18 protein-coding genes are annotated in these 19,885 nt (G+C 66.6%); 7 read left to right on the top strand and 11 right to left on the bottom strand.

What is annotated here, in order from left to right; genetic code table 11:
* Positions 1–101: 101 nt before the first annotated feature.
* Positions 102–2,633 carry a TonB-dependent siderophore receptor gene (locus JL37_RS19530; RefSeq protein ID WP_043546198.1) on the top strand — a complete coding sequence of 844 codons (2,532 nt, stop codon included), beginning with the start codon at positions 102–104 and terminating at the stop codon, positions 2,631–2,633.
* Entirely contained in the window at positions 2,633–3,832 is a 1,200-nt protein-coding gene (locus JL37_RS19525) for a PepSY domain-containing protein (RefSeq protein ID WP_197064635.1), read from the top strand. The genes JL37_RS19530 and JL37_RS19525 overlap by 1 nt, the downstream gene beginning before the upstream one ends.
* Before the next feature lie 166 nt (positions 3,833–3,998).
* Here JL37_RS19525 and JL37_RS19520 read toward each other — a convergent pair whose 3' ends face one another.
* Genes JL37_RS19520 through JL37_RS19485 form a run of 8 tightly spaced genes read right to left on the bottom strand, consistent with a single transcriptional unit; the run spans position 3,999 to position 10,146 of the window.
* Positions 3,999–5,156, bottom strand: a complete 1,158-nt coding sequence (locus JL37_RS19520) for a thiolase (protein WP_043546197.1) — start codon at positions 5,154–5,156, stop codon at positions 3,999–4,001.
* A complete protein-coding gene (locus tag JL37_RS19515; RefSeq protein ID WP_043546196.1) occupies positions 5,156–5,554 on the bottom strand; it encodes a Zn-ribbon domain-containing OB-fold protein in 399 nt (132 codons plus the stop codon). The genes JL37_RS19520 and JL37_RS19515 overlap by 1 nt, the downstream gene beginning before the upstream one ends.
* Positions 5,551–6,015 (bottom strand): MaoC family dehydratase, encoded by a 465-nt coding sequence (locus JL37_RS19510; protein WP_043546195.1) that lies wholly within the window; start codon positions 6,013–6,015, stop codon positions 5,551–5,553. Before JL37_RS19510 ends, JL37_RS19515 begins: the two co-directional genes overlap by 4 nt.
* A gap of 45 nt (positions 6,016–6,060) precedes the next feature.
* Positions 6,061–7,026 (bottom strand): nitronate monooxygenase family protein, encoded by a 966-nt coding sequence (locus tag JL37_RS19505; RefSeq protein WP_081955126.1) that lies wholly within the window; start codon positions 7,024–7,026, stop codon positions 6,061–6,063.
* Between the two features lies 1 nt (position 7,027).
* The gene (locus JL37_RS19500; protein WP_043546193.1) at positions 7,028–7,711 is read right to left on the bottom strand and encodes a 3-oxoacid CoA-transferase subunit B; all 684 of its coding nucleotides are present in this window, start codon (positions 7,709–7,711) and stop codon (positions 7,028–7,030) included.
* Entirely contained in the window at positions 7,695–8,375 is a 681-nt protein-coding gene (locus JL37_RS19495) for a 3-oxoacid CoA-transferase subunit A (RefSeq protein ID WP_043546192.1), read from the bottom strand. The genes JL37_RS19500 and JL37_RS19495 overlap by 17 nt, the downstream gene beginning before the upstream one ends.
* 14 nt (positions 8,376–8,389) lie before the next feature.
* Positions 8,390–9,289 carry an SDR family oxidoreductase gene (locus tag JL37_RS19490; RefSeq protein WP_043546191.1) on the bottom strand — a complete coding sequence of 300 codons (900 nt, stop codon included), beginning with the start codon at positions 9,287–9,289 and terminating at the stop codon, positions 8,390–8,392.
* A gap of 26 nt (positions 9,290–9,315) precedes the next feature.
* The gene (locus JL37_RS19485) at positions 9,316–10,146 is read right to left on the bottom strand and encodes an enoyl-CoA hydratase (protein ID WP_043546190.1); all 831 of its coding nucleotides are present in this window, start codon (positions 10,144–10,146) and stop codon (positions 9,316–9,318) included.
* 220 nt (positions 10,147–10,366) lie between these two features.
* Here JL37_RS19485 and JL37_RS19480 point away from each other — a divergent pair, with 220 nt between their 5' ends.
* Together JL37_RS19480 and JL37_RS19475 are read left to right on the top strand one after the other, a co-directional pair.
* Positions 10,367–11,209 carry an IclR family transcriptional regulator gene (locus JL37_RS19480; RefSeq protein ID WP_052097416.1) on the top strand — a complete coding sequence of 281 codons (843 nt, stop codon included), beginning with the start codon at positions 10,367–10,369 and terminating at the stop codon, positions 11,207–11,209.
* Positions 11,210–11,442: 233 nt separating this feature from the next.
* Positions 11,443–12,429 carry a tripartite tricarboxylate transporter substrate binding protein gene (locus tag JL37_RS19475; protein ID WP_052097414.1) on the top strand — a complete coding sequence of 329 codons (987 nt, stop codon included), beginning with the start codon at positions 11,443–11,445 and terminating at the stop codon, positions 12,427–12,429.
* Positions 12,430–12,481: 52 nt separating this feature from the next.
* Here JL37_RS19475 and JL37_RS19470 read toward each other — a convergent pair whose 3' ends face one another.
* Positions 12,482–12,868 carry a VOC family protein gene (locus JL37_RS19470; RefSeq protein ID WP_043546189.1) on the bottom strand — a complete coding sequence of 129 codons (387 nt, stop codon included), beginning with the start codon at positions 12,866–12,868 and terminating at the stop codon, positions 12,482–12,484.
* Positions 12,869–13,186: 318 nt separating this feature from the next.
* Between JL37_RS19470 and JL37_RS19465 the strand changes: the two genes are divergently transcribed.
* Positions 13,187–14,731 (top strand): amidase, encoded by a 1,545-nt coding sequence (locus tag JL37_RS19465; protein ID WP_052097412.1) that lies wholly within the window; start codon positions 13,187–13,189, stop codon positions 14,729–14,731.
* Positions 14,732–14,764: 33 nt separating this feature from the next.
* Here JL37_RS19465 and JL37_RS19460 read toward each other — a convergent pair whose 3' ends face one another.
* On the bottom strand, positions 14,765–15,958 hold the full coding sequence (locus tag JL37_RS19460; protein WP_052097410.1) for a citrate synthase family protein: 1,194 nt from the start codon (positions 15,956–15,958) through the stop codon (positions 14,765–14,767).
* A 121-nt stretch (positions 15,959–16,079) separates the two neighbouring features.
* Between JL37_RS19460 and JL37_RS19455 the strand changes: the two genes are divergently transcribed.
* Together JL37_RS19455 and JL37_RS19450 are read left to right on the top strand one after the other, a co-directional pair.
* Positions 16,080–17,285: a mandelate racemase/muconate lactonizing enzyme family protein gene (locus tag JL37_RS19455; RefSeq protein ID WP_043546188.1), complete on the top strand. Its 1,206-nt coding sequence runs from the start codon at positions 16,080–16,082 to the stop codon at positions 17,283–17,285.
* Positions 17,286–17,313: 28 nt separating this feature from the next.
* The gene (locus tag JL37_RS19450; protein ID WP_052097408.1) at positions 17,314–18,288 is read left to right on the top strand and encodes a tripartite tricarboxylate transporter substrate binding protein; all 975 of its coding nucleotides are present in this window, start codon (positions 17,314–17,316) and stop codon (positions 18,286–18,288) included.
* 211 nt (positions 18,289–18,499) lie between these two features.
* Here the strand turns inward: JL37_RS19450 and JL37_RS19445 are convergent, their stop codons facing one another.
* Positions 18,500–19,681 (bottom strand): MFS transporter, encoded by a 1,182-nt coding sequence (locus tag JL37_RS19445; RefSeq protein ID WP_043546186.1) that lies wholly within the window; start codon positions 19,679–19,681, stop codon positions 18,500–18,502.
* Between the last annotated feature and the right edge of the window lie 204 nt (positions 19,682–19,885).

Here is a 19,885-nt window from a genome sequence, read left to right as displayed (position 1 = left end):
GCTGGTAAAAAAATTTCTCGAATTGACTGCCCGATTGGCGTGTTCGCGGCACCTACCTGAGAGGGACCGGAAATTTCGGAGGTCCAATCCAGAGGAAGAACATGCCGAACCTGCACCGCGCCCACGATTCGGAGCGCCCATATCCATCGTCTACTGCGCTTGCCGGCCTGACGCTGACTGTCGCCCTCGTGGCCGGCGCTCCGGCCGCCGTGTTTGCGCAAGGCGCCACGCCTGCTGCTGCAGGGGCCGCCGTCGTCGACTTCAGGATTGCCGCCGGGCCGCTGGCGCCAGCTTTGCGCCAGTTGGCCAGCACGGCCAACATCATGTTGACCTTTACCGCCGAGCAAACCGAAGGCAAGCGCACGGCCGGCGTGAACGGCCGCCATCCCGCCGCCGGCGCGCTGAGCCTTTTGCTCGCAGGTAGCGGCCTGCGGGCCGTGCAACTGGACAATGGCGCGTTCGTGCTGCGAGCCGACGAAACGCTCGCGCCGGCCGCGTCCGACGCCGCCACGCTGCCTATGGTCACGGTAACCGGCACAACGGTAGCCGACGGCACTACCGAGGGCACGGATTCGTACACCACCAGCAGCATGGGCACGGCTACCCGGCTCAACCTCTCCATGCGCGAGACGCCGCAGTCGGTCACCGTCATTACCAGCGAACTCATCAAGGATCAGAACCTGCAGACGATCAACGACGTGGTGCAGGCTGCCCCGGGTCTGACGTACCGGCGCTTCGGGCCAGAGCGCGCTTCCTTTTATGCGCGCGGCATGTATGTGGACAACATCATGTTCGACGGCCTGCCCGTGAGCCTGGACAGCTCCAACCTGTCGCAGGACCTGTTGTCCACCGATATGGCCATCTATGACCGCGTGGAGATCGTGCGTGGCGCCACCGGGCTGGTGCAGGGCGCAGGGAACCCGTCGGCCGCTATCAACCTGGTGCGCAAGCGGCCGACCGATGTGCCGCAGGTATCCGTCGACGTGAGCGCCGGCAGTTGGGACCACTATAGAGCCGAGTTGGACGCCTCCGGGCCGCTATCCGAGGACGGCAGCCTGCGCGGCCGCGCCGTGATCGCCACTCAGGATTACGGAAGCTACAAGCGCGGCGAAGACAGCAGTGGCCAGACTTTCTACGGGATCCTGGAAAAGGACCTGGCTGCCTCCACGACGCTCACGCTCAGCGCGCTGCATCAAGAGAGCAGGCTGCATGGCAATGGCTTCACCGGTTTGCCCGTGGCCCGCGACGGCAGTGATCTGGATCTGCCTCGATCCACGTCGTATGCCAATGACTGGGAAAATTGGAACAAGAACACCACCTCGGCATTCGTGGGGCTCGACCACCGATTCGACAATGGCTGGCGTACACATCTCTCGGCCTATTACGCGCAGGCCGAGGTCGACATGCTGGGCCATTACCTCAATTACAACGTCGCCACCGACAAATACCGCCAACTAGGCGCGCGCAACGCCCACAAGGAAAAGCAGAGCAGCGTGGACCTGTATGCCAACGGTCCCTTTGAATTGCTGGGCCGCACGCATGAGCTGGTACTGGGCGCCAGCTACCGCAACGTCGATTTCGACGGCAACAGCCGCCAAGGCGTGGTTCTCTACGACGACCTCGATCTCTACGACTTCGACCCGAGCGCCGTCGCCAATCCCAACATCCCGCTGCGGGACTGGATGGACGCCGACGTCACCCAGCAAAGCCTATACGCCACGACCCGCCTGAACCTGGCCGATCGGCTGAAACTGATATTGGGCGGACGGCTGGACTGGTTCGACTACAACGACACCGTCAACACGTATCCGAGCTTTACCGCCAATACGCCATCCGTCAGTGCGCATAACCGCTACAGCATCAATAACCAACTGACAAAGTACGCCGGCATCGTCTACGACTTGAACGACCAGCATTCGGTCTATGCCAGCTACACGGACATCTTCAAGCCTCAAAATTACATGGATGCCAGCAACAATCTGCTGGATCCGGTGATCGGTCAAAACTATGAAGTCGGTATCAAGGGCGAATACTTCGATGGCGCGCTGAATGCCTCGGCAGCATTGTTCCGCATGGACCAGAAAAACCGCGCCTTCCGCAGCGCCGATCAGACCCAATGCGCCGGCTACCCGACTGTCGCCTGCTACTCGGCCGCAGGCGAGGTGCGCAGCCAGGGCGTGGAATTCGAGTTGCAGGGCGCCATCACCCCCAACTGGCAGGTGAGTCTGGGCTACACGGTGGCCATTGCGCGCTATCGCAAGGATGCGAACCCCGACAATGTGGGCGAGCTGTTCGACACCGACACGCCGCGACACCTGTTCAAGCTGTCGACGATGTACCGGCTGTCTGGCGCCCTGCAGGGCTGGCGCATCGGCGGCTCGATCTACCGCCAGGGCTCCATTTACAACCAGGGCACCACGAGCGGCGTGCCATTCCGCATCACCCAGAACGCCTACACCTTGGCCGACCTGGTGGTGGGCTGGCAGGCGACGCCGAAATTGGATCTGCAGCTCAACATCAACAATATCTTCGACAAGAAGTACTACAACGCGCTGTCCGGCAATGTGAGCTTTCCGAGCAACGTCTATGGCGAGCCGCGCAGCGTGACGCTGTCGGCGCGCTACCAGTTCTGATGCGCGGCGGCATGCGTGGCGCGATGGTGGTGCTGCACCGCTGGTGCGGCCTGTTCATTGCGGGTTTCCTGTTCGTCGCCGGCTTGACCGGCGCCGTGATCGCGTGGAATCACGAACTCGACGAGTGGGCCAATCCCAAACTGTACACGGCCGTCTCCGGCGCGGCAGCCACTGCGCTCGCTCCTTTGGAGTTGGCGCGCCGGGTCGAGGCGGCTGATCCGCGCCTGCGGGTCAGCTTTGTGCCGCTAACGCTGGAGCCCGGCCATACGGCCATGCTGGGCGTGGCCGCGCGCATCGATCCCGCCACCGGCGCGCCGTACGTCCTCGGCTTCAATCAACTGGCTGTGGACCCGGCCACCGGCCAGATCCAGGGGCAGCGGCAGTGGGGCCAAATATCGCTGTCGCGCGAGAACTTGCTGCCCTTTCTCTACAAGCTGCACTACACCATGCACATTCCAAAAGGTTGGGGGATCGAATTCGGGGTGTGGCTGATGGGTGTGGTGTCGGCGGTCTGGATTGCCGACTGTTTCCTGGCGCTCTGTATCTCATTTCCCAATGTGCGTAGCTGGCGTAAGTCGCTGAGCTTCCGGCTGCGCCAGGGCGGCGCGAAACTCAATTTCGACGTGCATCGCTCGGGTGGCGTGTGGGTGTGGGGTCTGCTGCTGATGCTGGCCGTGACCTCGGTGTCGCTGAACCTGGGAACGCAAGTGATGCAGCCGCTGGTGTCGGCTTTATCGCCGCTCACGCCCTCGCCATTTCAGTCGCGCCAGGGCAGTCGCGAGCGGGAACTGGCTGACCCGCTGCTGCGTCGAGAGCAGGCTATCGCGGCAGCCGAGGCCGAGGGCAGCCGCCGAGGCTGGACAGCTCCCGCCGGGTCTCTTTTCTATGCGCAGCGCTTCGGCATTTACGGCGTGACGTTCTACACGCCGGAAGATGACCGGGATGAGAACGGCATGGGGAACAACGTGCTTTACCTGGACGGGGACACGGGTGCGATCGTCGGCGAAAGGGTGCCGGGTAAAGGCTCCTGGGGCGACGTATTCATGCAGGCGCAGTTGCCGCTGCACTCCGGTCGGCTGCTGGGCACGCCGGGGCGCGTGCTGATATCGCTCATGGGGATTTTTGTTGCGACGCTGAGTGTGACCGGCCTGGTGATCTGGGCGCGCAAACGTCGGGCACGAACAGGAAAGTCCGCATAAGCTCCGTCGTTTTTTTGGTCAGGGCGCATCATCCGGAAACGATAAAGGCACGGGCACTTTTTGACTGCATCGTCCTCCGCGGCGACAGGATGGAATAAGACGCCGCGGAGGACGACCGTATCGGATAGCGTCTCATGCTCGCGCGCGCCGCTCTCCGTCCGCATCGCTAGACGGTGGACGGCCCGCCCAGGATCACCGTGTACTGCGACGACAGCACGCCGCCGTTGCCGTGCGCCAGGGCCACCTCCGCCCCTTGGACCTGGCGTTCGCCACAATCTCCGCGCAGTTGGCGGATTGCCTCGATCAGCAGGAAGATGCCGTACATGCCGGGATGGCAGTAGGACAGTCCGCCGCCGTTGGTGTTGACGGGCAGCCGGCCTCCGGGCGCGATGCGTCCGTTGCCGACGAAGGCGCCGCCTTCTCCCTTGGCGCAGAAGCCCAGGTCCTCGAGGAATAAGATGGTGTTGATCGTGAAGGCGTCGTACAGGCCCACCACGTCGATGTCGGAAGAGGTCAGCCCCGCCTGCGCGTAGGCGATGGAGCCGGAAACTCGCGCTCCTGTATTGACCAGGTCGGGCATGTTGCTGATGGTCAGATGGGTGGTGCAATGGCCCGAGCCCAGCAGGTAGACCGGCGCGGTCCGCAGGCCGCGGGCTCGGGCCGGGGTCGTCAGCACCACTGCGCCGCCGCCGTCCGACACCAGGCAGCAGTCCCGGATAGTCAGTGGGTAGCTGACCATGCGCGAGGACAGCACCTCGTCCACCGTCAGCGGCTCCCGTTCCCAGGCGGCGGGGTTCAGCAACGCCCATTGCCTCGCGGCCACCGCTACCTCGGCCAGTTGCTCGCGGGTCGTGCCGAATTCATGCATGTGGCGCGCGGCCGCCATGGCGTAGGCCGTGGCCGGCAGGAAGGGCTTGAACGGGGACTCGTACGGATTCCATTCGGGCCGGCTTGTGTTCTTGCGGCCCAGGGAGCGTTGCGTGCTGCCGTATGCCACCACGGCGACTTCGCACAGGCCGGCCGCGATTGCCGCCTCGGCCCGGGCAAGATGCCCCATGAACGAGGATCCGCCGGTGGAGGTCGAGTCGATATAGGCTTCGGGTAGATTCAGGTATTCGGCCAGGGCGAGCCCGGCCAGGCGGCTCTGGGTCGTCGCGCAGAACAGGCCGTCCACGTCGCGCGCCGACAGCCCGCAATCGTCCAGCGCTCGGTAGACGGCCTGCGCCATCAGGTCCATGGCCGAATAGGCTTCTCCCACGGCTCCCAGGTCGGACTCTGCAGCGCCGGCCACGACGGCCCGGCCAGGTCGGAAATCGGCATTCATCACAGCGGCTCCAGAGGCAGGAAGACGGGAATGGGATCGTCCAGGCCCTCATCGAGGGCGGCCTGGAAGCGCACGCGCTGTCCGATGGCGACAGCCATCGGATCGTCGGCGACGACGCGGCTCATCATGCGGAAGCCTTCGTCCAGGTCGATCAGCGCGACGTTGTAGGGCTCGCCCTTGCGGGGATGGACTACAGAAACGCTATACACCGTGCCGCTCCCGGCGCTGATGCGCCATTCCAGGCAGTCCCGGCCGGAGTAGGGGCAGCGGACCCGGGGAAAGAACACAGCGCGCCCGGCCGCCGGGCTGTACTGGTAGGCGAGTTCTCCCGCCTTCAGGTGGCGCACGTAACGCGCGTAAGGCGCGCCGTCGCCGGAAGCATCGTCGATCCGCATCATTTGCCCTTTTCGTACATCAGGTTGAGGGTTTCGGCGACCATGACCGGGCGTTCCTGGCCTTCGCGGTACATGTGGTTGCCGTAGGTCAGGCGTACGCAGCCGTCCATCCGCTCGAAAGCCACCAGGCTGCGTTCCAGACGGATGCGCGCGCCCACCTGCACCGGAGACGTGAAGCGCACCTTGTTCGACCCGTAGTTGACGCCCCGGCCGCGTTCGCGCACCTGCACGATCTCTCCGCCCATGCCGGACATCAGCGAGAGGGTCAGCAGCCCATGGGCGATGGTTTTGCCGCCGGGCAGTTCGCGCGCGGCGCGAGCCACGTCTACGTGGATCCAGTTGTTGTCGCCCGAAATCCGGGCGAAGTCGTCGATCATCGGCTGGGTGATTTCCACCCAATCCGTCCTGCCCAGGACTTTGCCGACGTGGGCTTCGAGATCGTAGGGAGTATCGAGAATCAGCATGTTCCGCCTTGGAAAAGGGCGTGTTCAGCAAGGAACACGCCGGGTTTACAAAAGAGACGCCAGGCGTCCGGATACCAGGCCATGCGCCTGGTCGACAATGCGTCGCACCAGGTCGCCGCAGGTTGGGATGTCGTCGATCAGCCCCTGGATCATCCCCACCGTCCAGATGCCGCTTTCGACATTGCCGCTTTCGTACACGCCACGCCCCTTGGCGCCCGATACCAGCGGGCCGATGCGGTCGATGCCCGCGCCGCTCGTCTCCAGCTCTACCACCTCGCCGGACAGCTGGTTGCGCCAGACGCGGCTGGTATTGCGCAGGCTGCGCAGGATCAGCCGCGTATCGGTTTCGCTGGAACGGGTGATGGCTTCCTTGATGGCCGCATGCACCGGAGACTCCTGCGTGCACATGAAACGCGTGCCCATGTTGATGCCCTCGGCGCCCAGGGCCAGGGCCGCCACCAGGCCGCGGGCGTCGCCGAAGCCTCCCGAGGCGATCACGGGGATCGTTACCTGCGCCACCGTGGCCGGGATCAGGATCAGCCCGGGGATATCGTTCTCGCCCACGTGGCCGGCGCACTCGAAACCGTCGATGGAAACGATGTCCACGCCGATGTCCTGCGCCTTGCGGGCATGGCGCGGCGTGGTGCACTTGTGGATCACGCGCACGCCGGCCGCCTTCAGCGCCGGCATGTGCTCCTGCGGGTTGTTGCCCGCCGTCTCCACGATCTTGACGCCCGATTCGATGATGGCGTCCCGGTATTCGGCATACGGCACGGGCCTTAGCGTGGGCAGGAACGTCAGGTTCACGCCGAAGGGGCGGTCGGTCATGTCGCGCAGGCGGGCGATTTCGCGGCGGAGGTGTTCCGGACTGGGCTGCGTGAGCGCCGTCAGAATGCCGAGCGCGCCCGCGTTCGAAACGGCTGCGGCGAGTTCGGCGCGGCCGACCCACTGCATGCCGCCCTGCACGATGGGATGTTCGATGCCGAGCATGCGGGTAACTGCGGTTTGCACTTTATTCTCCTTGGGTCGCGGGCTTGCGGTAGGCGGAGCAGTCGGGCGCCAGGGCGAGGGGGGCGCCGGTGACCGCCTGCAGGGCCTCCAGCGTCCAGCCCTCGGCCATGCGGCGCACGACCAGCCCGGCCGGGGTCACGTCGATCACCGCCAGGTCGGTATAAATGCGGTCCACGCAGCGGGGCGCGGTCAAGGAATAGGAGCATTGCTCCAGGATGCGCGGCTTGCCGTCCTTGGTGCAGTGCTCCATCAGCACCCACACCTGCTCGGCGCCCGCGGCCAGATCCATGGCGCCGCCCACGCCGGGAATCTGCCCGGGCGCGTCCACCGTCCAGTTGGCCATGTCGCCGTTGGCCGCCACCTGGAACGCCCCAAGGCAGGCGATCTGGATGTGGCCGCCGCGGATCATCAGGAACGATTCGCTGTGGCTGAACACCGATGCTCCCGGCAGCAGCGTCACCGGCAGCTTGCCGGCGTTGATGACGTCGTAGTCTTCCTCGCCGGGCTCGGGCGCGGGGCCCAGGCCCAGCAAACCTTGTTCGCTGTGCAGCATGAGTTCGCGGCCGGCCGGCACGTAGTCGGCGATCAGAGTCGGCAGGCCGATGCCGAGATTGACGCAGGCGCCGTTCGGGATGTCCCAGGCGGCAACGCAGGCGATTTCCTGGCGACTAAGCTTTGCGCTCATTGGAAAGCTCCACTAAACGATCAACAAATACGCCCGGAGTGATGATGTGCTCCGGGTCCAAGGTTCCCAGCGGCACGATCTCGCGTACCTGGGCGATGACCAGCTTGGCCGCGCCGGCCATGACCGGGTTGTTGATGCGCGCGCCGCGGTGATAGACCAGGTTGCCCCAGCGGTCGCCGCGCAGGCCCTTGAGCAAGGCCACGTCGCCCTTGATGGGGTGTTCCAGCACATAGGTTTCCCCGTCGATGACGCGGGTTTCCTTGCCCTCGGCCAGGCGCGTGCCCGCCGCGGTGCGCGTGAAAAATCCGCCGATGCCCGCCGCGCCGGCGCGGATGCGCTCGGCCAGGGTGCCCTGCGGCACCAGGTCCAGCTCGATCTTGCCCGCGGCGTACAGCTCGTCGAAGATCGTGCGGCCCTTCAGGCCCCGCGGAAAGGAGCAGACGACCTTGCGGATGCGGCCCGCGCTCATCAGCTCGCTGACGATGTCGTCGCCTACCGTGGCGTTATTGGCCACGATGGTCAGGCCCCTGACGCCCAGGTCCAGCAGGCCCTCCATCAGGTCGGCCGGACGTCCGGACGAACCGAAGCCGCCGACCAGGATGACCGAGTCATCCTTGATGCCGGCCACCGCCTCGGCGATTGAACTTACTCGCTTGTCTATCACGGCATGCTCTCCGGTCAGTCGAGATCGTGGCCCTTCATGTCGACGTTGCGCCGGGCCCGCTGGGCCAGTTCGCGCATGACCGGGCCGATGCGCCCGGCGTCGTCGATCGGATCTGCCGCGGGCCCGCGGCGCCAGCCTTCCATCGCCGCCAGGTGGCCACCGCCCAGCTCGAAGATCCGGCCGGTGACGTCGTGGCTGTCGGCGCTGGCAAGCCAGGCCACGGCCGGGGCGATCCAGCGCGGGTGGCGCGCGGCGATCTCCTCGGCGCTGCGCTCGCGGATGCCTTCGGTCATGCGCGTCTGGGCGTGGGGGTTGATCGCGTTGACCGTCACGCCGTAGCGTTTCAGCTCGCGCGCCGCGATGATGGTCATGGCCGCGATGCCCGCCTTGGCGGCTCCGTAGTTGATCTGGCCGATGTTGCCGTACAGGCCGGACGAGGAAGAGGTGTTGACGATGCGGGCATTGACCGGTTCGCCGGTCTGCTTGCAGAGGTCGCGCCAGTAGGCCGCGGCGTGGCGGCTGGGCGCGAACGTGCCCTTCAGGTGCACATTGATGACGGCGTCCCATTCTTCTTCCGTCATGTTGCACAGCGTCCGGTCGCGCAGGATACCGGCGTTGTTGATCAGGCCGTGCAGGGCGCCGTAGCTGTCCAGCGCGGCCTCGATCATGCGTTTGGCCCCGGCGAAATCGGCCACGTTCTCGTGGTTGGCGATGGCCTGGCCGCCACCCTCGACGATTTCCCGGGCTACCGCCTCGGCGGTGCTTTCGCCTGTGTCTTCGCCCGAGCGGGACACGCTCAGGTCGTTGACGACGACGCGGGCGCCTTGCCGCGCCAATTGCAACGCGTATTCCCGGCCGATGCCGCGGCCGGCGCCGGTCACGATGACGACGCGGTCTTTGCAGAGTGTGAGCATTGAAACTCCTTGGAAGAGTGGAAACGTCAGTCCGCGCCCGGGCCGGCTTCGGCCTGGAGCGGACGTTGAAATACGGGAGGGCGCTTCTCCAGGAAGGCGCGCACGGCCTCCTTGTGGTCAGAGCTGTCGACGCATTCGACGTGGCGCGCGCATTCGCGGTCGAGTACATCGCCCAGGCTCAGCGCCATGCCGTCGTTAAGGTTTTCCTTGATGCGGGCGATGGCGGGTCGGGGGGCGCTGGCCAGCGCGCGCGCGATCCCGGCGACCTCCGTTTCCAGCCGTTCGGGGCTGAACACCTCCGTGAGCAGGCCAATGGCGGCTGCCTCGGAGGCCCCGAGCATCGGCGAGCGCAGATAGAGTTCGCGAGCCTTTGCCGGCCCGACAATGCGCGGCAGGAAATAATGGCCGCCGAAATCGCCCGGCACGCCAACTCCGACGAACCCCGTGCGCAGACGGGCCGTATCGTCCCCATAGCGCAGGTCGCAGGCTAGCGCCAGCGACAGCCCGGCGCCGACGGCCGGGCCCCGGATCATCGCGATCGTTGGTTTGGGCATGCCGTGCAGGCGTTCCACGATGCGAGTGCGGGCGCGCATCGCGGCGATGCGTTCGGCCGGGGAGAGCGCGGGCGCCTCGCCTTGCCGCCGCATGCGGGCCACGTCGCCGCCCGCGCAGAAGGCCTCACCGGCGCCCGTCAGCACCACGGCCCCGGCCGCCTCGTCGCGCCCGGCGGCGTCCAACGCATCCAGCAGCGCCTCGTACAGGGCGGGGCTCAGCGCGTTGCGACGCTCCGGGCGGTTCAGCGTCAGCCACAGCACGCCGGCCTCCAGGCGAATGATCAGTTCCTGCTCGTTAACCATGAGCTTCCAAACGGAGATTGCGGATCGAAGGCCTGTATGTTGAGGTCTTTCGGTCGCCTGACCATGCGAAGGGAGCGGGAAACCTCGCAAAAGGAGTCCGTATGATGAACTTGCAGCCCAATCTACCTGGGCATCAGGGCACAATCCATTCAAGAGGCGCGTCCGCTATGTAGACTTCTAAAAGCGCGCCCGTGGCCGGACAGCCGGCGAGGAGACGATCATGAACCAGTCCAGCATCGCGGGCGCCAATGGCGCCGCGGGTACTCAGTCGCTGCAGCGCGCCATCGCCTTACTGCGCATCATCGCGGTCAACAACCGCGGCGGCAGCCGGCTCGTGGAGCTGTACCGGCGCACCGGCCTGGAGCGGCCGACGGCCCACCGGCTGCTGCAGGGAATGGTGGCCGAGAAGCTGGTCCGCCAGGACGCGGAGACCAAGCGCTATCACCTGGGCGGCCTGGCCTACGAGCTGGGCCTCGCCGCCGCGCCCAAGGTGGCGGTGCGCGACATCTGCCTGCCTTACCTGGACGCCGTGGCGGAGCACACCGGCGACACGGTATTCCTGACTGTGCGTTCGGGCTTCGACGGCATCTGCGTCGCGCGCGCGGACGGCTCCTTTCCCATCAAGATGTTCGTGCACGACGTGGGCCGCCACCGGCCCCTGAACGTCGGCGCCAGCGGCCTCGCCCTGATGAGCGCGCTGCCCGACGACGAGATCGACCGGATCTGCAGAATCAACGTCGAACGCACGCAGCGCAAAAGCCCCCGGTTCACCGAGGCCGCCTTGCGCGCCAGCATCGAGAGCACGCGCCGCAGAGGCTATGCCACCAATAAAGTCATGGACGAACCGCCCGTGCACTCGGTCGGCATGGCTATCCGCGCGCCCGACGGCACGCCGGCTGCCGGGATCAGCGTGTCCACGCTCGCCTCGCGCCTGGGGCAGGACCGGCTGGAGATGGTAGTGCGCTGCCTGGACGACACGGTGCGGTCGATCGAGGCCGAGCTGCGCCGCTACGTCGATCGGGACCTCGTTCCCTATGCCATGCCCACGCTGGCCCTGGCCTGACATGCGGCAGGGGCTAGCTGGCTTCCATATTACGGACCCCGCCGGCGCCGGCAGGATGGGGCGACTGCGCCGGATTTTCGGGAAATTCCATAGCGTGGACCTGAATGTGCGGGGACGGCCGCCGAGGGCGGAAAGTGGCCCTGCTAACGCTCTTAGACTGCGGACAGCGTGAACCGGACGATAAGCCCGGTTCCGATATTCCAAGAACGCACGCACTGTCTGAGGAGACCTGAATGTTGAACTTTCGCCCTATCGGATTGCGGCTCGCCGGCCGTATCGGAACTGGATTGCTGGCCGCCGGGCTGGCCTTGCCGGCGCTGGCTGACTACCCCGGTGCGCGCCCCGTCCAATTCGTCTCGCCCTATGCCGCTGGCGGCGCCAATGACTACCTGACCCGCCTCATGGCCCGCTACATGGGCGAGGAGATGAAGGCCAACATCGTGGTCGACAACAAGAGCGGCGCCAACGGGATGATCGGCGGCGCGGCCGTAGCTAAAGCCACTCCCGACGGCTACACCATCCTGATGGGCAACAGCGCCACGCACGGCACCAATCCCACGCTCTACAAGAAACAACCCTACGATGCCACCAAGGATTTCAAGCCGGTGGCTATGGTGGCCTCGGTGCCGGTCGTCATGGTGGTCAACGCCGGTCTGGGGGTGAACAGCGTCGACGAGCTTCTGAAGTACGGCAAGACCCATCGCTTGTCATTCGGCAGCAGCGGCGTGGGCGGCACCGGCCACCTCACCGGGGAAGCGTTCAAGGCAGCTACCGGACTGGACATGGTCCACGTGCCCTACAAGGGAGATAGTCCCGCCGTCACCGATGCGATGGGTGGCCAGGTGGACCTGGCTTTCGTGGGGACGGCTTCGGCTACGACGCAACAGGCGACGGGCAGAATCAAGATTCTGGCGGTCGCCAATCCGAACCGCACGCGCGCCTTGCCGGACGTACCCACCATGGCCGAAGCCGGCTTTCCCGGACTGGAGTTTTCGCAGTGGTATGCGCTGTTCGCGCCTGCCGGCACGCCCGACGCGGTCGTAGAGAAGCTGAACGCGGCAAACAAGGCGGCCTTGGCCAATCCCGATGTGCAAAAGAGCCTGGACGCCCAGTCGGCAGAGGGCACCTACCGCAGCCCCGCTGAACTTGGCGCCTTCTACCAATCGGAAATCAAGCGCTTTGGCGACTGGATCAAGAAGCTCAACCTGTCGGCGGAATGAAGAAGTTCCGGGGGCGGCCTGTGCGAGACGAAAGCCGGAAAGCGGATCCTGATCAGGCCGCGCGGTGGTACACCGCCTCGACGTTGTAGCCGTCGGGGTCCAGGATGAACGCGCCGTAGTAGTGCGGGTGATATTGCGGACGCAGCCTCGGCTCGCCGTTATCGCGACCGCCGGCCGCCAGCGCCGCGCGGTGGAAAGCGTCGACCTCGGCGCGGCTGCGGGCGCGAAATGCCACATGCACGCGCGGGGTGCTGGGCGTGCCCTGGTGGATCCAGAATTCGCCGCCGGGGTCGCCCGCGCCATCGGGCTCGCCAACTCCGAAACCCATGCCGCTAGCCAGCTCCTTGCGCGGCACGTAGCCCATGGTCGCGAGCGCGCTCAGGTAAAAAGCCCGGCTGCGTTCGAAGTCGCTCACGTGAATCTCGATATGGTCGAGCATGTCCTGTTTCCTCCGGAAGGCGGCCGCCGTGGCCGGACAGACCAGCATAAGCCAGCAGGGCAGGCAAGGACGCTTCGATTTGCAACGCGGCCAAATGCAGACGTCCCGGAATGCACGCAGCGGCGCGTCGCGGACCTGCGAAAGAGCCGCTTCGACGGCCACGGGCGGCCGACGCTGCCAAGTGCCGACGATGGGAAAGCGCCACGTATATGTTGCTTCGGCGAATCAACCTGGACGCATCGCTCGGACGGGCCCATGATTTCCCGCATCGCGTCCGCACACAACAATCCCGCCGCGCGGGAAACGGGGAGAACCGACATGGCCCTGAGCCACCACATCAAAACCACCCTGGCATGCGCGCTGGCCCTGCCTATCCTGCCGGCTGATGCGGCGGCTGCACGCGCGCCGGGCCCAGGGGCGATGTCCATCGCCCAGATACTCCAGGCGCAGGCTTCCGGCCAGCTCAGCTGCGTGGATATCGCGCTTAACATGCTAAACACGATCAAGCTGCGGGACTCCGGACTCAAGGCGCTTCTCTCGGTCAATCAGAACCTGATCGCGGACGCGGAAAAACTCGACGAACTGCGTCGAGCGGGCACGCTGCTGCCGCTGCATTGCGTGCCAATAGCGGTAAAGGACAACATCGACATGGAAGGCATGGCGACCACCGGCGGGGCCGAGCAGTTGCGCGGCAATGTTGCGCGCGAGGATGCGGACGCGTTGCGCCGCTTGCGTGATGCGGGCGCCTTGTTGATGGGAAAGACCAACCTCGATGAACTCGCCGTGTCGGGCAGCACCATCAGCTCGCTGGGCGGCCAGACGCTGAATGCCTACGATCCCGCGCGATTCGCCGCTGGTTCCAGCGGCGGCTCGGCGGTGGCCGTGACCACGGGCATGAGTCTGTGCGCGCTGGGCACCGAAACCGTGAATTCGCTGCGCAACGCCGCCAGCTCCGCGGGCGTGGTGGCTCTACGCAGCACCCCTGGCCTGGTCAGTCGGCGCGGTGTTATCGCGCAATCATCGACCATGGACGTCGTCGGTCCGATCTGCCGCTCGGTGGACGACATCGCGCGCCTGCTCGCGGTCATGGCGGAACCCCGTCCCGCCGGGGCCGAGGCGGCGCGCGCGGCGGCGGAATTGCAGGCAGGTCCGCCCACGCCCGCGCGGCTGGCCGGCAAGCGCTTTGGCGTGCTCGCCAATCTGTCCGGCAAGGGACCCGAGCACGAGTCCGTGAACGCGATCATTCGCAAGGCGCTGGATGCGCTGCGCGCACAAGGCGTGCAGATCGTCGAAATCGACGACGCAGAGTTCGACTCCGACTTGAGCAGCAAGCGGCTGAACGTAGCCAATTATGAATTTGGACCCTTGTTCGAGGCGTTTCTCGCGCGGCTGCCTACCGGCGCCGGGCCGGCTTCTCTGCGCGCGTATGTGGACGCGGGCCGGTACCCCGCCGGCATGGGCAAGTTCCTGCAGCAGTCCTTGGCTTGGCAGGCTCCCCTGGCCATGCCGGAGTACCGCGAGGCGCTACGCTACGGCGACTCCCTGCGGGGCAAAGTGCTGGGCCTGATGGAGACGCAGGCGCTGGACGCGCTGGTCTATCCGGCGCAGAAGCGGCCGCCCCTGGCCGTGGGCGAGACGCCGAGGCCGGAACGCAATGGCATATTCGCCTCGGCCCTGGGACTTCCGGCGATCGACCTGCCTGCCGGGTTTACGCCGCCAGACGCGGGCGCGCCGGTCGGATTGCCGGTGGGGCTGGACTTGCTGGCCAGGCCCGGCGACGATGCGCGCCTGCTGGGCCTGGCCATGGCCGTCGAACAGACCTTGCAGGCCCGTCGTGAACCGCCGGCGGCGGATCGCCGCTGACGGGGCCTTGGGTTCTCTTGAGCCGCGACGGACTTAGTCTGGCACGTATCGGGCGCGAGGCCGGATGAGCAGGGGCGAGCTGTACTGCTCCAGCGCATGGGCATTCCAGCCGACGATCCTGCTGACCACGAAAAGGCGTTCGCATGCGTCCGCAGGCAGCCGCAGCAGGCGCGTGGCCGCGGCCAGCGCGAAATCATTCTTTGGCAATAGGCCATGGCCGGCGCGGGCCGTTTGCAGCAGCCCGTCGATGCGCGCCATGTCGCGGCCGGGCGCGATGGCGCGCAGATCGTCGAGAATGGCCATGGCGCGCGGGTCGCCCTTGGGATAGAGCGGATGGTTGAACCCCGGCAAGGCCTGGCCTCCCGCCACGCCGGAGGCGACCAGTGCGGCAGGGTCGGCGCCTTGCAAGGCGGCGCCGGTCAACGCCATCACCGCCGAGAAGTTCGCATGCTTGACGCCGCTGGCCGCGCAGCAGCCCGCGAGTGTGGCGGCATAGGGAGAGGCCATGGTCGAAGCGACGCAGCGCAACGCGAAACTGGAAGGGTTCAGTTCGTGGTCGGCATGCAGCACGAGCGCACGGCGGATGATGTCCGCCGCGCCGGCCGGCGCATTCCAGGCCCTCGCCATGGCTTCGTGTATGGGAGCGCCGCGCAGCTCATCGTCGACCGCGATGATCGCGCCGGCCCGCAGAATGCGGCTGGCATGCAGGAGCTGCTGATCGCGGTTCAGCGCTCGACGCGCGTCCAGGCGGTCCATGTTCATGAGCAGCCATTGATGAAAGCGCGGAGCGAAGGACTTTTCGCCTGCGCCCGGGATGTCGGCCGCATCGCTGTTTCCGGCGTCGGGCAGGCTGTCCACGTTCCATAGCAGAGCGGCAGTCTGCTCCAGTGTGGCGGTTGCGCTGAGAGCGATGGCATCCTGGCCTCGGAACCAGGGCCTGCCGGCCTTGATGGCGCAGACCTGGCTGTCGAGCACGGGCAATCCGAAACTGAGCGAGGCGCGCGCGGCGCTGCCCGCGCTGCGGCCGCGATCGCGCCTGCGCGCGTATTCCTCGACTTCCGCGCGGCTGTACTGGCTGTTGCCCGTAACGGGATCGATGATGCGGCCGATGCGGCCGCGGCTGACATAGGAGTACAGCGTGCGCAGGGAAATCCCGAGCAACCGCGCCGCTTCATCCGATCCGATCAGCGGGATCCGTTTTTTTTCGCGGAATGTGTGGCTTTCCATGCGTTGATTCGGCGAATCTACATTGACCCGAATAGTGTGGCCGATAAGATCGTTGAACACAACACGGCGAGGCGTCGCGCCTCGGTCTCATCAATGCGGTCACGGCGGAGGAGCCCACGGCATGCGCAGCCATTCAATCATGTTGGAAACTCGGGAAACAGGCGTTTCGAGCCGCATCGCGGACGTTAGCCTGCACGTGGCGGGCGTGGCGCCGCGATCGAACTGGAGCTTCTTGAAGCTCGCCATGGACGATGGGCGTTGCGGTTGGGGCGAGCTGACGCTGCGCGCCCACGAAGATGCCATGATCGGCATCCTGGCGCGCATGATGCCGTCGATCCGCAACCAGACGCTGGATGGCCTCGCCGCGCTGTGCAAGGCCTATCCGGGCATGCCCGCAGGACGTGCGGGCAACGCGGTGATCAGCGCGCTGGACCAGGCCTGCCTGGACCTGATCGGGCAATATCTCGGCCAGCCTATCTGCGATCTGTGGGGCGGCGTGGACCGCGCGCCGTTGCGGTCCTACGCGACAGTCAATCGCAGCGTCAAGGAACGCACGCCGGCGGGCTTCGCGGAAGCCTGCAAGGCGGCTGTCGCCGCGGGCTTCCAGGGGGTCAAGATCATGCCGTTCGACGCGGTGACGCCGCGCACCGCGTCGTCCGCCGAAGGCGAGGCGGAGGCCGGCCGAGCGGTGCAGCGCATCCTCGCGGTGCGCGACGCGATCGGACCGGAGCTGCCGCTGATGGTGGATTGCCATTGGCGTCTCGATGGGGACGCCGCCAGGCGCTTCATCGACGCCTTGGCGGACGCTCGGTTGCACTGGCTTGAATGCCCCGTTCCTGAATCGCCCGAATGGCACGACTGTATCCGCGCGCTGCGCAAGCATGCAAACCGCGCCGGCATGCGGCTGGCCGGCGCGGAGAACATCATCGGCGGGGCGGGCGCCCTGCCTTTCCTGGCGCAAGGGTTGTACGACGTCATCATGCCGGACATCAAGTACTGCGGCGGCTATGGCGAATTCGCCCGCATCGCCGCCTTGGCGGCCAGCCATGACGTCTCCGTCTCGCCGCACAACCCCTCGGGACCGGTGGCCCATGCGCACACGGTGCACGTTTGCGCCGCACTGGGCATCACCGAGGCGGTCGAGCAGCAGTTCGCCGAGTCGCCGTTGTTCGAGGGCGCCGTGCGCGGTAACGCTCCCATGCTGCGCGAGGGCCATTTCCACGCGGGCACGGCGTCCGGCCTGGGCATCGCCGTCGATGAAGCCGTCATGCGCGGCAACCCACCGGGCGACGTCGCGTTGTCGCTTTCCGATCCCAGCTTCGCTTGACGCATCCGACAGGATGCAGGAGACAAACATGAATGAACGACGCAAATTCCTGACCGCGACGATGGCCCTGGCGGCTGGCGCGGCGCTGCGGCCGGCCTGGGCGGCCGCGGCCTATCCCGAACGGCCGATACGGCTGGTTGTGCCCTATGCGCCAGGCGGAGGCTCCGACGTGCTGGCGCGCGTGGTGGCGCGCGGGCTGACGGAAAGACTGGGAGTCAGCGTGGTAGTGGAGAACCGCGGCGGCGCGGGCGGCGCCATGGGGTTGGAGTCGGTGGTGCGCTCCCAGCCCGACGGCTACACCCTGGTCCTGCTGTCGACTTCGCACGCGTCCAACGGCGCCGTGATGCGGTTGAACTACGACGTCGTCAAGGACACCAGCGCGGTAGGCCTGATCGCTTCCGGCCCCTGGCTGCTGGTGGCGGGAAAGGAAACCGGTTTCAGCCGCCTGGAGGACCTGCTGCGCGCGGCGAAGGAGAAACCCGGCAGCCTGAACTACGCCAGCTCGGGCACCGGATCGTCGACGCATCTGGCCACCGAGCTGTTCGCGCACAAGGCCGGCATTTCAGTATCCCATGTGCCATACCGCAGCACCGGTCTGGCTTTGACCGACCTGATGGCCAACCGGATCCAGTTCATGTTGGCAAGCGCCGCATCTGTGACGTCGTATGTCCGCGAGGGGCGTCTCGCGGCCTTATGCGTATCCACCGAGAGCCGTAGCAGTCTGCTTCCCGATATTCCAACGGCGCAGGAGGCCGGTGTGGCGGGGTTTTCCGAAATCTTGTGGCATGGCCTGTCCGCGCCGGCGGGGACGCCGGACGTAGTAGTCAACATGCTCAACACGCATTTGTCCGAGGCGCTGCAGGCGCCGGCGCTTCGCGAACAGTTCGCAAGGGAAGGGCTGGAGCCGAAGTCCTCCACGCCGCGGGCATTTGCCGAGCTGGTGGCGCGCGACGTCGAGGTCTGGCGCGAGGCGGTCAGGACGGCGAACATCAAGCTGGACTGAATGAATGGATCGGCAACCGCGCGGCGCCCCAAAAAATCCGCGAGGCGGAAAATCCATAAGCTGCAGTATCCCCCCGTGTGGTTTGCCGGCGCTGGAACTGCCGCTCAGTCTCTTGCTGCGTCCCTTGCCCGGCCTGTCTTCCCTTCGATTGGAAGCGAGCGTGAAGCGGGCCGTCTGAGGGTGGCGGCTTGCAGTTGCCGACGCGCGGACCTCAAACCTGCGCGCGGCGCGGCAGCCAGCGCCAGAATACGCCGGCCGCCACCAGGCCCAGCGTCCCGACGCCGAACGATGCGCCGCCAAGCGATAGCAGGGCGGTCAGCATCGACAGCGCCACCGGTCCGCCGCTCGAGCCCAGATCGGCCATGAAGCGCCAGATGCCGAGGAACTGCGTGCGCGCGCCCGCCGGCGCAGCGTCGGCGCCCAGCGTCATCACGATGCCGGATCCGATGCCGTTGCCGAAGCCCAGCAGCACCGACACCAGGATGAAGCTCGTCACGCCGCTGGTAAGCGGGATGGCCATCAGGCTCAGCCCCATCAGCAGCGTGCACGGCAGCGCCACCCATAGGCGGCCGCGCTGGTCCATCACCTTGCCCGCCGGATAGAACACCGACATGTCGACCGCGGCGACCAGCCCGTAGACGAGCGAGGTGGCGGTGGCGTCCAGGCCGATATGGTCTGCCCACAGCGGAATCACCACCTGGCGCGACGCGCGCAGCGCGCTGATCAGCATCACGCCCACGCCCAGCGTGGCGTACACGCCGCGATGGTCGCGCGCGACCTCGCCCATGCGCGCGCGCGGCGCGCCGGTGCCTTTGCCGCCCGAGGGCTCGATGTCGGGCGCCTTGATGGCGATGAGCCCTGCGCCCAGCATCGCGCAGACCGCAATCCAGTAGGCGCCGTCGAGCCCCAGGAAATGGATCAGCGCCGCGCCCGCGAAGGGGCCGATGAAGGTGCCGATCCGCGTCGTGCCGCCAAGCGTGGACAGGGCGCGCGCGCGGTACGCCAGCGGCACGACCTCGATCATGTAGCTCTGGCGCGCCAGCTGGAACACCGATTGCGCGCACCCCTGCATCAGCATGGCCAGCGCCAGCACCCAGAGCTTGGGCACGCCGATCACCAGCAGCAGGCCGACCACGCTCAACAGGGCCGCGCCGGCCATGGCGCGCTTTTCGCCGAAGCGCTCGGTGATCAGCGCGGACGGAATGTTGGAGAGCAGCGAGCCGACTCCGATGAGGGCGGCGATCAGGCCGGCGGTGGCCACCGACGCCCCATGGTCGCGCGCGGTGAGCGCGATCACGGGGAGAATGGCGCCGTTGCTGATGCCGTAGAGCAGCGACGGGCCGAACGCCGGCACGGCGATCTTCTTCAGATTGAACGAATCGGGTTGGGACATGACTGGAGAATAAGGGCTCGGCCGCCTGCCGGCCGCCTCGCCTCTGCGCGCGGGACCGGCCCGGCGGCCATCGGCGCGGGATCCCGAGAGTGTAGCCGGCGGTTTCCGTTCCAGGCTGTCAACCGGCTGAAGCCGGCGCATTCCTCACCGCGCCTCCCGCGCCCGCTGGGCAACTGGTTTACACTCGCCCGCGGGCGCCGTCCA

Source organism: Achromobacter sp. RTa, assembly GCF_000757485.1.
In the GTDB taxonomy this organism is placed as follows: domain Bacteria; phylum Pseudomonadota; class Gammaproteobacteria; order Burkholderiales; family Burkholderiaceae_B; genus Achromobacter.
The sequence above is the reverse complement of the archived record's forward strand: the minus strand, read 5'-3'. Positions and strand labels throughout refer to the sequence as shown.